The sequence below is a fragment of the Calothrix sp. NIES-2098 genome (assembly GCF_963875125.1).
Classification (GTDB): domain Bacteria; phylum Cyanobacteriota; class Cyanobacteriia; order Cyanobacteriales; family Nostocaceae; genus Aulosira.
Window position 1 is genome coordinate 6,544,417 of the sequence record NZ_CAWNKJ010000001.1, and the last position, 13,125, is coordinate 6,557,541.

At 40.2% G+C, this 13,125-nt stretch carries 12 protein-coding genes; 6 read left to right on the forward strand and 6 right to left on the reverse strand.

Features of this window, described 5'->3' with window-relative positions; translation table 11 throughout:
* Positions 1–95: 95 nt before the first annotated feature.
* Positions 96–716: a hypothetical protein gene (locus AACU33_RS27370; protein ID WP_096592680.1), complete on the forward strand. Its 621-nt coding sequence runs from the start codon at positions 96–98 to the stop codon at positions 714–716.
* A 363-nt stretch (positions 717–1,079) separates the two neighbouring features.
* Here the strand turns inward: AACU33_RS27370 and lspA are convergent, their stop codons facing one another.
* Positions 1,080–1,556: a signal peptidase II gene (gene lspA / locus AACU33_RS27375; protein ID WP_096592683.1), complete on the reverse strand. Its 477-nt coding sequence runs from the start codon at positions 1,554–1,556 to the stop codon at positions 1,080–1,082.
* 113 nt (positions 1,557–1,669) lie between these two features.
* Positions 1,670–2,257 carry a biotin transporter BioY gene (locus tag AACU33_RS27380; RefSeq protein ID WP_096595413.1) on the reverse strand — a complete coding sequence of 196 codons (588 nt, stop codon included), beginning with the start codon at positions 2,255–2,257 and terminating at the stop codon, positions 1,670–1,672.
* 502 nt (positions 2,258–2,759) lie between these two features.
* Between AACU33_RS27380 and pstS the strand changes: the two genes are divergently transcribed.
* The 5 genes from pstS to AACU33_RS27405 all read left to right on the forward strand — a co-directional run bounded on the left by pstS (position 2,760) and on the right by AACU33_RS27405 (position 9,574).
* On the forward strand, positions 2,760–3,935 hold the full coding sequence (gene pstS, locus AACU33_RS27385) for a phosphate ABC transporter substrate-binding protein PstS (RefSeq protein ID WP_096595414.1): 1,176 nt from the start codon (positions 2,760–2,762) through the stop codon (positions 3,933–3,935).
* A gap of 201 nt (positions 3,936–4,136) precedes the next feature.
* Entirely contained in the window at positions 4,137–5,087 is a 951-nt protein-coding gene (pstC, locus tag AACU33_RS27390; RefSeq protein ID WP_096592685.1) for a phosphate ABC transporter permease subunit PstC, read from the forward strand.
* A 19-nt stretch (positions 5,088–5,106) separates the two neighbouring features.
* Entirely contained in the window at positions 5,107–5,988 is an 882-nt protein-coding gene (pstA, locus tag AACU33_RS27395) for a phosphate ABC transporter permease PstA (protein WP_096592688.1), read from the forward strand.
* A 54-nt stretch (positions 5,989–6,042) separates the two neighbouring features.
* Positions 6,043–6,849: a phosphate ABC transporter ATP-binding protein PstB gene (gene pstB, locus AACU33_RS27400; protein ID WP_096592691.1), complete on the forward strand. Its 807-nt coding sequence runs from the start codon at positions 6,043–6,045 to the stop codon at positions 6,847–6,849.
* A 556-nt stretch (positions 6,850–7,405) separates the two neighbouring features.
* Positions 7,406–9,574, forward strand: a complete 2,169-nt coding sequence (locus AACU33_RS27405; protein ID WP_096592693.1) for a DEAD/DEAH box helicase — start codon at positions 7,406–7,408, stop codon at positions 9,572–9,574.
* A gap of 64 nt (positions 9,575–9,638) precedes the next feature.
* On the opposite strand, the gene AACU33_RS27410 is transcribed toward AACU33_RS27405, so the two are convergent.
* The 4 genes from AACU33_RS27410 to AACU33_RS27425 form a co-directional block, all read right to left on the reverse strand.
* Positions 9,639–9,902, reverse strand: a complete 264-nt coding sequence (locus AACU33_RS27410; RefSeq protein ID WP_096592696.1) for a hypothetical protein — start codon at positions 9,900–9,902, stop codon at positions 9,639–9,641.
* Between the two features lie 137 nt (positions 9,903–10,039).
* Positions 10,040–11,083: a WD40 repeat domain-containing protein gene (locus tag AACU33_RS27415; RefSeq protein ID WP_096592698.1), complete on the reverse strand. Its 1,044-nt coding sequence runs from the start codon at positions 11,081–11,083 to the stop codon at positions 10,040–10,042.
* Between the two features lie 100 nt (positions 11,084–11,183).
* The gene (locus AACU33_RS27420; protein ID WP_096592701.1) at positions 11,184–12,155 is read right to left on the reverse strand and encodes a CobW family GTP-binding protein; all 972 of its coding nucleotides are present in this window, start codon (positions 12,153–12,155) and stop codon (positions 11,184–11,186) included.
* Between the two features lie 36 nt (positions 12,156–12,191).
* A complete protein-coding gene (locus AACU33_RS27425) occupies positions 12,192–13,103 on the reverse strand; it encodes an alpha/beta fold hydrolase (protein WP_096592703.1) in 912 nt (303 codons plus the stop codon).
* Positions 13,104–13,125: the final 22 nt, after the last annotated feature.

Below are 13,125 nucleotides of genomic sequence, written 5' to 3' on the forward strand. Positions count from 1 at the left end.
ATTGCAGCAAAAATATACATCCCCATTTAGACAGATTTTATAAATTATTTTGTTTGATTTAATGGGCGGAGTGTTCCGTTGAGGTTAATTTCAGAATGAAGGGAAAAACTCTGAGCCTGATTGGTACAGCCCTAACTTTGGCGCTGACTGCTAATGTTGCTGCTGCTGAATCAAGTAAATCCTCCATAGCTCAATCCGGTAGCTCATCCACTAGTTCACCAACGGAAATCAAGATTTCACCAGAAGGTATGAAGCTTCTGTGTGAGCATTTTCCGCTAAATTCTCGCTGTGCAGGTGGTACTTCAGTTAACACTACTACCCCTAGTAGCGGTACAACAACTACTCCTGATAGCACAACTCCAGGAAGCACTTCCACACCTGAGCCTAGTCCTTCTGGAACATCAGCTCCAGCACCAGATAATACAACCACACCTGGAACTGCACCTTCGGATACAAATCCCACACCAGGTAACACCACACCTGGATCTGCTGTGCCAGATACAACTCCAGCACCTGGCACTCCCAAGAAAATTAATACAACACCAGGAAGCACTAATATTCCTGCACCTACTACTCCTGGTAGTACAGCACCTGCACCAGGAAGCATAACTGTGCCTGATTCTAGCAACCCAGGTAGCACTACCGAACCAGGTGCAACTTCTCCAACTCCAGTTCCCGGTAGTGAATTGCCAAGTGCTCCTGCTACTGGTAAATAAAAGCTGAGGCAGAATTCTGAGATTAATTTGTCAGTCATAGAACAGTGGACAGTTAGTTCATCTTGACAGTTTGCACGAGTTGATAAAATTACATACTGTGCAATACAAAGTTCAAAAAACCCTTATCTCAAGTTCTGGTAAAATCTCTTTGAATTAAAGATTTCAGCTAATTTAAGCCTGGGGGTAAAATCTCCAGGCTTAATAGTTCCAAACATTTTGTAGTTTTTTTAAGCTCTATAGTAGTGCGATCGCTATTTTCAAACAGATGAGACACCGTAATTTAATGCGATCGCAACTACTCTTTTTTCGATTTATTTAAGCTCAATTTAAGTATTAATTAAATCCAAATTTGGCTCTCGATAATCACCTTGACCTGTGATTGGAATTTGGTGTTTTTTGCCAGGAAGCAATCAGCAAACAAACAATACCGATACTTATAAAAGAATCTGCCATATTAAATACAGCAAAGTTAATCAGCCGAAAATCGAGAAAATCAACAACGTAACCTAAAATAAAGCGATCGATACCATTACCAACTGCTCCACCTAAAATTAAACCATAGCCAAGCTGATCCCAAAAGTTTAATAATGGGCCAAATAATGCCAATCCGATCAAGACTAAACTCACTCCCAGAGATAGCCAGCGCAACCACTCTACTTTTCCACTTAAAAGGCTAAAAGCTGCACCTGTATTGGTTACATAAGTAAGGTGAAAGACATCTTGTATAAGTGGTAGTGTTTGTCCCAATTTAAAAGTTTGCACCACCCAGTATTTTGTCAGTTGATCGATGAAGAAAGCTAGAAAAGCAGCAAGCCAGAATAAGTGATTTTTTAAACGCATGAAATTAGGAACTATAGACTAGGAATTAAGGACTAGAGTTTGATACTCCTGCGGCTAAAGCATGGTAGGGATGAGAAGAATAATTTTGATTTTCACTCTCTAGCCCTGCATAACTAGTAAAACATTAAATGTCTTAATACATATGCTATTACAGTAACGGCACAAACTACAGTCAATTGTCCTGGTAGTACTGACCAAGAGTATTTGAGAATTGCTTGGATTAATGTCAAATCTTCTGTACCTGTCCACTGGAAAAAATAGCTGATAGCCAAATAAGCAATACCGCAAATGTGGACAGATACCAAACCACAAATACAACTAAAGGCAAGAGTTTCTACTTTCGGTCTCGCTTTAAATGCTAAGAGACCACAAATCCAAGCTCCGGGAATAAAGCCGAGTAAGTAACCAAAGTGAGCTAACTTTACATAACCAATTCCACCACCTTCGGAAAAAACTGGTAGCAATGTTAAACCCATCACTAAATAAGCGATTTGGGAAAGCGCACCAGCATTTTTTCCTCCCAAACAACCTACCAGAAGCACTGCACCAATTTGATAGCTGACACCTAAAGAAAAAGTTTGAATTCCATGCTTACTCCAACTCCAAGGTAAGGTAATGCCATAGGCTTCTAGGAAAGTGCTACCCATTGTTAGGAGTAAGCCAATCATGGACCATAGTAATTGATTGGAAGCAGCAAACATTAATATAAAGTAAGAAGGAATAAGCAAGCGAAAGAAATTTTCACAACCAGTATAAGCATTAATATTCAAACCAAATTTTTGCTAGCACATCCGGCGAAAATATCTTGATTGTGCAATTCAGTACTTTTAAATCGACTCAGGCTCTGAATACAGAAACTGTAAGCCACTAGTGGTTATGTTCCCGTTAAAAATTTAAGCGTTTAATTATATCACCTTTATCTTTTAGATTGAGATAAATGTTTTTTCCTTGGTTAAACAACCAAAAAGTACACTAGACAAACATATTGTTATAGATATGTAGTGCATGATTTCTTGGGCATTGTATTTTACGCATATAATTGAATGTATAAATTTTATCCGCAAATGATAAAGTTTCTTGTCGGAAATTTATCTAAAAAAAACAAATATTTTTCACGTTGTTAACCTCTTGTTTACCTTCAAGTTTACCTTTTAGAGGTATCTTAGAAGCGCTCACTTGGAAGTTGACCAAAAATTGACAGCAATGCTTTCACGCCTAAGTGCAATAAAAAATACTCGCTTCACAGCTTCAATTTCAGTGTTAGCACTGACAATTAGCCTAGCTGCTTGTGGCGGACAGCAAACTCCAGACAATACAGCTACCAAAGAGACACCTGGTACTGCTACAGATGCTACTGCCTCTAATTCAGGCACAAAATTAGATCTTGGTGGAAATCTTTCTTTGACAGGCGCTGGCGCATCTTTTCCTGCACCCCTTTATACAAGTTGGTTCACTGATTTGAACAAAAAATATCCCAACTTGCAAGTTAACTATCAGTCCGTTGGTAGCGGTGCTGGCGTTGAGCAATTTATCAAAGGTACTGTGGACTTTGGTGCCAGCGATGTTGCTATGAAAGATGAAGAAATTCAAAAGGTACAGAAAGGTGTAATTTTACTGCCTGTGACAGCAGGTAGCATCGTGCTAGCTTACAATCTACCTGATGTTCCAGAACTCAAGTTACCACGGACAGTTTACGCCGATATTTTACTGGGCAAAATCAAGTCTTGGGACGATCCTTTAATTGCCAAGGCTAACCCTGATGCAAAACTGCCTAAACAGCCAATTACAGTTGTGTATCGTTCTGATGGTAGTGGAACAACAGGTGTGTTTACAAAACATCTAAGTGCTATCAGCCCAGAGTGGAAAAGTAAAGTTGGTGAAGGTAAGAGTGTAAAATGGCCTGTAGGTGTTGGTGCTAAGGGTAACGAAGGCGTTACTGCTCAGATTCAACAAACTCAGGGTGCAATTGGTTACATTGAGTATGGCTACGCCAAACAAAATAACCTCAAATTTGCTGCTTTAGAAAATAAAGCTGGTAAGTTTATTGTACCTAGCGATCAATCTGCATCTAAAACCTTGGAAGCCGTAACCTTGCCGGAAAATCTCCGTGCCTTTATTACAGACCCAGAAGGTGCAGATTCTTATCCCGTAGTTACCTACACTTGGATTCTGGCTTACAAAAAGTATGATGATGCTGCAAAAGGTAAGGCAATGGAAGCCTTAATCGAGTACGCTTTAACTGATGGTCAAAAGATTGCTAGCGAACTAGGATATGTTCCTTTGCCTCAACCTGTAATTGCGAAAGTAGCCGCTGCTGCCGATCAAATTAATCCCGATTATAAGATTGCTATTGGTGGCAACACTAGTGCCAGTAAATAGCATTTTTTTAGTTTCAAGTCAAGAGTTAAAACATAGGGAGCCATAAGTTTATCAAGTTTTGACTAATTATTAAATTTGTCGCTGTGTTAGCGCTCCCATTTTTAATTCTAGTTTCAGGTTCAATAGTGTATCTAACGACAATACTGCTAAGACTGGTTCTCTCCCACATTTTTCTCGATCTAATTTTTAAAGTCAGTAGTCATGACTACAAATACTAAGAATCTGCAATCAGCGATCAAAAATCGCTCAGAAATAGAAAAGTCGCTAGATAGGGGTTTTATTTGGCTGACGCGGATTTTTGCATTGGCGATCGCTGCTACCTTATTGTGGATTACGATACAGGTTGCGATCGGGGCTTGGCCAGCCATTCAGCAGTTTGGTGCAGGCTTTTTAGCCCAAAGCAGTTGGAATCCAGTTAATAATGAATATGGCGTATTGCCGCAAGTTTATGGAACTTTAGTAAGTTCTTTTATAGGTTTGTTGTTGGCTGTACCAATTGGTGTTGGCACTGCTGTTTTATTAAGTGAGAATTTTCTGCCATCTAAAGTCCGGCTGGTATTAGTATTTTTGGTAGAACTGCTCGCAGCTATTCCTAGTGTTGTCTACGGAATCTGGGGCATTTTTGTTTTAGTGCCAATTGTCACTAACTTAGGAAAATGGCTTCATAGTTCCTTGGGCTTTTTACCAATTTTTGGTACCACTCCCACAGGCCCGGGAATGTTACCAGCCGGAATTATTTTAGCAATTATGACCTTGCCAATCATCACAGCTATATCTCGTGATGCTTTGATTTCTATCCCTCCCAGTTTACGCCAAGCATCTATAGGACTAGGGGCAACTCGTTGGGAAACAATATTTCAAGTTTTAATTCCCGCAGCTTTTTCTGGCATTGTTAGTGCTGTGATGCTAGCACTTGGTCGGGCTATGGGAGAAACAATGGCTGTTACAATGTTAATAGGTAACTCCAACAATATTAGTCTTTCACTTTTAGCACCAGCCAATACGATTTCTTCCCTACTAGCAAATCAATTTTCGGAAGCTAGCGGCCTGCAAGTAGCGGCTTTAATGTACGCAGCTTTAGTTCTGTTTGTATTAACACTTATAGTTAATATTTTTGCAGAATTAATAGTTATCCGAATGAAGCGAATTTAGGGTAGTTATAGGATGAATTATGACTTCTAGTTATTCAGAAAGTAGCCTGACACGCGCCCCAATGTCCAAAAGAACGCTGTTTAACACAGCAATGACGGTCTTAGCATTTATATGTGGGATATTGGCGCTTCTACCTTTATTGGCAGTGCTTTCTTACGTCATCATCCAAGGTTTCAGCAGTCTCAGTCCTAGCATATTTACTGAGTTGCCACCTGCTCCTCTGAGAAAGGGAGGTGGTTTTGGTAATGCTATTTTAGGTACGATACTGATGGTGGGCATTGGTGCATTCATTAGCATCCCATTTGGTGTTTTGGGAGCGATTTATTTGACAGAATTTAGTTCTGGTAAAATAGCCAGAGCTATCCGATTTGCTACTAATATCCTCAGTGGAGTTCCATCTATTATTGCTGGGGTATTTGCTTATGGCATTGTAGTGTTGACTTTGGTAAAACTCAATTTGGGTTCTTACTCAGCAATTGGTGGTGGGTTTGCATTATCGATTTTGATGTTACCAATTATTGTCCGCACCACTGATGAAGCCTTGCAGTTAGTATCACAAGATTTACGGCAAGCGTCTGTGGGTTTAGGTGCAACTAAATTCCAAACTGTAACCCAAGTGGTATTACCAGCTGCTTTACCTGCAATTGTAACTGGAACCACCTTAGCGATCGCCCGCGCTGCTGGCGAAACTGCTCCTCTACTATTTACTGCTTTATTCTCGCCGTTTTGGCCGAATAGCTTGTTCAAACCAACAGCATCTCTTGCTGTTTTAGTTTATAACTTCGCGATTACTCCGTTTAAAAATTTACAATCACTAGCTTGGGCAGCTTCTCTGATTTTAGTGTTGATGGTACTCATCACTAGTATCATCGCACGCTGGGCAACTCGCCAGAAAGCTTAGTGCAGTATTGTCTCCAGGGCAAATTACTACCCCCAAACTTACACAAGACTATTTATGGTTTCTAAAATTAGCACAGTGAACGGTACCGAGACTGTATTACGTACAGAAAACCTCAATATATACTACGGCAATTTCCTAGCTGTGCGGGACGTTTGGCTAGATATCCCAAAAAATCGGGTTACAGCCTTTATCGGCCCTTCTGGTTGTGGCAAAAGTACATTACTGAGATGTTACAACCGTCTCAACGATCTGATTGAATCTTTTCGGGCAGAAGGTAAAGTTTATTATTACGATAAAAACCTATACGCATCCGATGTCGATCCAGTAGAAGTGCGCCGTCGGATTGGGATGGTATTTCAAAAGCCGAACCCGTTTCCCAAATCAATTTACGACAATATTACTTTTGGAGCGAAAATCAACGGATACAAAGGTAATCTGGATGAATTGGTGGAGACAAGTTTGCGTAAGGCGGCTTTGTGGGATGAAGTAAAAGACAAACTGCGACAAAGCGGCTTATCTTTATCTGGCGGACAACAACAGCGCTTATGTATTGCCAGAGCGATCGCAGTGCAACCTGAAATTATACTAATGGATGAACCTTGCTCTGCTCTTGATCCAATCTCTACCCTGCGGATTGAAGAATTGATTCACGAGCTGAAAGAGCAATACACCATTGTCATCGTTACTCACAACATGCAACAAGCCGCACGAGTTTCTGACATGACAGCCTTTTTCAATGTCCAACAGACAGATAAAGGTGGTCGTAGCGGCTACCTAGTAGAATATGATGCTACTGAATTAATCTTCAACAATCCTAAGCAGGAAGATACGAGAGATTACGTCAGTGGCAGATTTGGTTAATGACTACTAAGCTGTGAGAATAATTAAGTTTACATAAATGTAACTTTGCTTTACTCAGGCTGTTAGTCACTAGCTTGTAAAATTACGTTCTACAGCAATCGCAATTGAATTGTAGGAAACTCACGTGTGGCTGTTAAAGATTGACAGTCACGCAAATTTTTTATTTGAGATAAAATTATTCTTACTGAAAATGGCAATTACTAGCAGAACAGCAAATTAGCGATCGCTTTTTGGCTATATCTCCTGATTGACGATTTTGCCGAAAAACTAGTTCCACGAAGGGAGAAGGCGAAATAGTTAATTCTGCATCAGCTACTTTGACGATTTAATTGGTATCTTTGTGTTGCAGAAATTGGTCAGTTTTTCTCTATCTACTTCAATATAGAATTTTGATAATTTGAATTCTTGTAATTTTAGATAATGGATAGAAGAAACTTAACTATTATCTATTTTTTAAAAATAAATTAATACCAAATTAAGAGATGTAGTATTGTGTGAGATTGCTGGAACAGCTATAAAGACTTTCCAGACAGTATCTCAAAAATCTTAAATTGGTATGAGTGACATTTTCAATCGTCTTGCACCCTTTATTCAAGAATATATTTATCATCACAACTGGACTGAATTACGCCCAGCCCAAATTGCTGCTTGTCAAGTTATCTTTGATACGGATTCTCATTTACTAGTTGCAGCAGCCACAGCTGCGGGTAAAACAGAAGCAGCATTTTTGCCTGTTGTGACTCGATTGCATGAAAATCCTACTAATAGCATAGGCGCATTATATATTGGGCCTATCAAAGCCTTAATTAATGACCAATTTGAACGCCTCAACGGCTTGTTAAAAGCAGCAGATATTCCAGTTTGGCATTGGCATGGAGATGTTTCTCAAAGCCATAAAAATCATCTATTAAAAAACCCTAAAGGTATTTTGCAAATTACACCAGAATCTTTAGAAAGTTTATTAGTTAATAAACACAATGACTTAATTCGCTTATTTGGCGATCTACGGTTTGTAGTGATTGACGAAATTCACGCTTTTATGGGTTCAGAACGTGGTTGTCAGATTATTTGTCAATTGCAGCGTTTAGCGAATTTAACGCAAACACAACCCCGCCGCATTGGTTTGTCAGCAACCCTTGGTGATTACTCAATGGCGGAAGATTGGTTACGTTCTGGCACGGAAAAGTCAGTTATTACGCCCAAAATTGAGGGAGGAAAACGTCAAATTAAACTAGCTGTAGAACATTTTTATCTCAACGATGAAGTTGATGAAATAGAAGTAACTTCATACGATAGATATCTGTTTAATCTCAGCAAATCTCGTAAATGTCTCATCTTTGCGAATAACCGCACGCAAACAGAATCTGTAATTGCATCCTTGCGCAGAATCGCTACAGAACAAGCATTACCAGATATTTATCATGTACATCATGGCAGTATATCTGCTAGCTTGCGGCAAGTAGCGGAAAATGCTATGCGCGAACCCAAGAATCCGGCGGTGACTGCTGCAACATTGACTCTAGAATTAGGCATAGATATTGGTCATTTAGAAAGAGTCATTCAGTTAGAATCTCCCCTTTCTGTAGCTAGTTTTTTACAGCGTTTAGGACGTACTGGCAGAAGAGGTGAAGCTGCTGATATGCGCTTTGTTTGCGCAGAAACTCAACCTTCCCTAGAAGCATCTCTCCCAGAACAAATTCCTTGGCAATTGTTGCAGTGCATTGCCATTATCCAACTGTATTTAGAGGAGCGATGGATTGAACCAATTAAGCCAGTAAAATATCCCTTGAGTTTGCTATATCACCAGACAATGAGTATTTTAGCAGCAACAGGCGAACTTTCACCTGCTGCCTTAGCTAAACAAGTTTTAAACTTACCACCGTTTGCTGCTATTTCTCAGGAAGATTTTAAACTATTGCTACGCTACTTAATTGATATTGACCATATTCAAAAAACAGAAACAGGTAAATTAATTATCGGATTGACTGGAGAAAGAGTAGTAAGGAAATTTCAGTTCTATGCCGTCTTTACTGACAGTCAAGAATATACAGTAAAGCAAGGTACAACAGAAATTGGTAGTATTTTAAAGCCGCCTCTTGTTGGCAATCAATTTGCCTTAGCAGGTAGAACTTGGGAAGTCGCAGAAATTGATTTAAAAAAAAGAGTGATTTCTGTTAAACCTGTAGAGGGTAAAGCTACTATTTATTGGCGTGGTGGTGGAGGAATCATCCATACCAAAGTTTTACAACGGATGCGGCAAGTTTTATTGGAAGATTTAGAATATAGTTACTTACAAACAAATGCTCTGCAATGTTTACAAAGAGTTCGCCAGTTAGCGAGAGAAGCTGGTTTAGATAAACAGTATATATTTCGATTAGAAAACGGTAAATGCTGTATCTTTCCTTGGATGGGAACTTTAGCTTACCGTACATTAGAAAGATGGCTGAATTCCTGCTGTCGTGAATCTTTGGAAATTAAAAATATTGGGGGGATGAATCCTTATTATCTGACACTTAAATTAGGTAAGAATAAATTTCCAGATTTGGCTCAACAAATTGCAGCATTGGCTGAAGAAAGAATTACGCCGGAGTATTTGGTAAGTGAATCTGAAGCACCAGAACTACAAAAGTACGATGAATTTATTCCTTATCCACTATTAAGAAAGGCTTTTATTAGAGATTATTTAGATATCGAAGAACTACAGCAGCAAGTGGCGCATTGGTAGCTTGATAAAATTATCGTAGTCAGGACTTTAGCCCTGATTTTAAGAACTGAAGTCCTGACTACAATTAAAGAGGCAACTTACCTTGCAGTAAATGAAATTTAGATTGAACGCATTGAGTACAATTGCAACCAGCGCGATCGCTAATTTGATGAGATGCTGGATTTAATTTTGGAACTAATATTCCAGAAATGGGTTGTGCATCTGCTACCATCGTGATTTGTGTAGCAGGTGCAGATTGTAGACTAGATGCCTGTGCTGGATTGCCTAGGAACAGCATAGACGCAAGAAAAAGATGAAAAGCAATTAAAAATCGTTTGAGTATATTCATAGTTCACAAATCAAGACTTCTGGTGATACAGCATAGCCAATAAATTGACTGCGTTCAACCGCGATTACTGAGATGAATGACTGATAAAGTTCTTAATTAGTGCCTTTCATGTTAATCGAACACCAAAAATTTATTCGTTAATCTTGTATTACTTTTGACCAAATCAGTAATTCCCCTTGTTCGCCACCCGCGGCCAGATAATTACTTTGAGGATGCCAAGCTAGACAGGAGAATCCTGCTGATACACCTGTGAGAATTTGGCTGACTTCTTGGGCGTTATTCCACAAACACAGCCAACCGTCAGCAGCGGCAGATGCTAATAAAAAGCTTTGCGGTGCAAAAGCGATCGCAGATATTACATCAACATGATTAGTTAAAACTCGTGCTTCCCAACCTAAGGAATCATCTTCTAGCTTTTCCCAAACCACAATACCTTCAACGCTGGAGGATGCTAAAATCGGCGCACCTAATTGGGTGGTAGCTTCTGACCATGCTAATTGGCGAATTTTACCAGGAAAGCCGCGCATCACCCAAGGGTCAGGATTACCCCATTCCAAAACGGTGACGCTGCGATCCATGTTGCCAGAAGCGAGAAATTTGCCATTGGGCGACCATGCCATAGCTACACTGACAGTAGGCATGGATAAGATGTATGGTTCCTCATCCCAGTCTGGAGTGTGCCAAATTTTGACTCCCTGATAACCGCTAATGGCTAAGTATTCCCCATCCCTGCGCCAATCAATACCTAAAACCGATGAGTTATCGAAATTTAACGTGACGACAATTTCATTTGTGTCTGCATCCCAAACTTGCACATAACGCCCCAAACTAAAAGCCAGTTGATTACTTGTATGATTCCAAGCTAGCTTATCAACCCATGCTGGGGCATTTTCTAAGGTGGCGATTAATTCATTACCTTGCCAAATTTTTACCTGTCCATCTTGTCCGCCAATAGCCAAAAATTTCCCATCTGGAGAAAAGGCAATGCAATCTACTGATTTACCATCACCAGTTTGCATAGTTACTAGGTCATCATGATTCCACAGTATGACCTCCCCAGCGGCGGAAGTTGCGGCTAAGTTTGTACCATCAGGCGACCAAGCGATCGCAGTTACATAATCTGAAAGTAGCCCCGAAGAATATTCTTCAAATTCTTGGGCTTTACTAGTTGTAAAGTTCATAGTGTGTTAAAAGTTCTTTGTGTCTTTGTGTCTCTGTGTTTAAAAAAGATTTTTGAACCACAAAGTCACAGAGACACAAAGGGAAAATGCAAAGTATTTTTTAAGCTAAACAGGCTAGGAAATCTTGTTTGAGTTTAGTTTCATCAAGATTGCGACCGATGAAGACTAGTTCATTTTTAGGGGTTTCGTTGGGTTTCCAAGGGCGATCTGGTCTACCATCAAATATCATGTGGACTCCTTGGAACACAAAGCGATTCTCTTCTCCAGCAATATTTAAAATGCCTTTCATCCGGAAGATATTGGGGCCTTGGGTACGCAATAATTCGGTCATCCAAGCATTTAATTTTTGTGCATCAACTGTACCTTTTTCTACTAAAGCTACAGAATAAACAGTTTCATCATGTACGTGGGCATCTTCACCTAAAAAGTTAGGATCGATTTCTAAAGCACGATCCAAATCAAAGGCCTTCACACCCAATAAAGCATCCATTGATAATTCAGAATTACGGGTACGGTAGATTTTAGCTAATGCATTCATCCCCCGAATCCGATTTTCTAGTTCTTCTAATACATCTGGTGTGACTAAATCAGTTTTATTCAGTAAAATTACATCGGCAAAAGCAATCTGTTCTTGCGCTTCATCCGCTTCCCAATGCTGCCAAATATGCTTGGCATCAACAACTGTCACCACTGCATCTAAAGACAGTTGATTTTGCATATCTTCATCGACGAAGAAGGTTTGAATTACTGGTGCAGGGTCAGCTAAACCTGTAGTTTCAATTACTAAATGGTCAAACTTATCGCGCCGTTTCATCAAGTTGCCGATGATGCGAATTAAATCACCCCTGACTGTACAACAGATACAGCCATTATTCATCTCAAAGATTTCTTCATCTGCATCGATAACCAATTGATTATCAATGCCAACTTCACCAAATTCATTGACGATGACAGCGACTTTCTTGCCGTGTTCGTAGGTGAGAATGTGATTTAGTAAGGTGGTTTTACCTGCACCAAGATAGCCAGTCAGAACGGTTACAGGTACAGAATTGGATGTTTCGGCAGAGATCATAATCTCAAGACAGCTATAGTGATAATCATTATCTGCCTATGATAGCGCCTTCATAAAAGGAAGCACGGCTTCTAGAACTTCTGCTGGGTATTCCTCATGCAGTCCCAAGGAACCAGGAAGCACAACGCTGCTGACTCCGGGTAACGTCGCCATAGCCTGCATTTCTGCTTTTGATTTGGGCGGACAGGATTCGGCAATTATGATCGTGAGTGGGACAGATAGCGCTCTGATTAATCCCAGAAAATCAGATTGCTCGCGTACCGCATCAATATTACCAGTCACAAAGGCAGCAGAAGCAAATCGCGCTCCTGGTTTTTGAGTGGTTTGCCATTTCTTCTCGATGAAACTGGGGGTAAGTCTCGCCTCATTTACAAAGACATGGCGGCGGTACATAAAATTTAAAAAAGATGGCAGAGTATTGAGTTTGTAGAGAATTTGACCCACAATAGGCGATCGCACTAATCCTCTGACCATACCTGCTACCTGGGGATTTGCCCCCATTGTTGGCAAGGGGCCGCGCCAAGTCGGAGCGACTAAGACAATTTTGGTGAAAGCAGCAGGCTGTTTGACAGCTAATTGCAAAACATAACTAGCCGCATGACCAGCTGCTATGACATTAATTGCTGTGTTAAAAACTGAGTTGACAAAATCTGCTAAAAATTGCTGATATAATTCTGGACGGTAATCTAAACCAGGTCGAGAAGATTCGCCAAAACCAGGCCAATCTACTGCTACAACTTGAAAGTGGGGAGCTAGTAACCTAGCAAGTTCGCCCATTTCTTCCCGTGTAGAAACGCTGCTGAAAGCTGGTAGTAGCAATAGGGGTGAACCTTGACCAAGAGTTTCGTACACCACCCGTAACGATTGATTTTCCCAATTCCAGAGAAATTCTTGAACTACTCCACCAAAGCCAACAGCATTCTCATTTGTTAATAAATTGGTAGACATGAGTTTGTACTCAGCACTCACT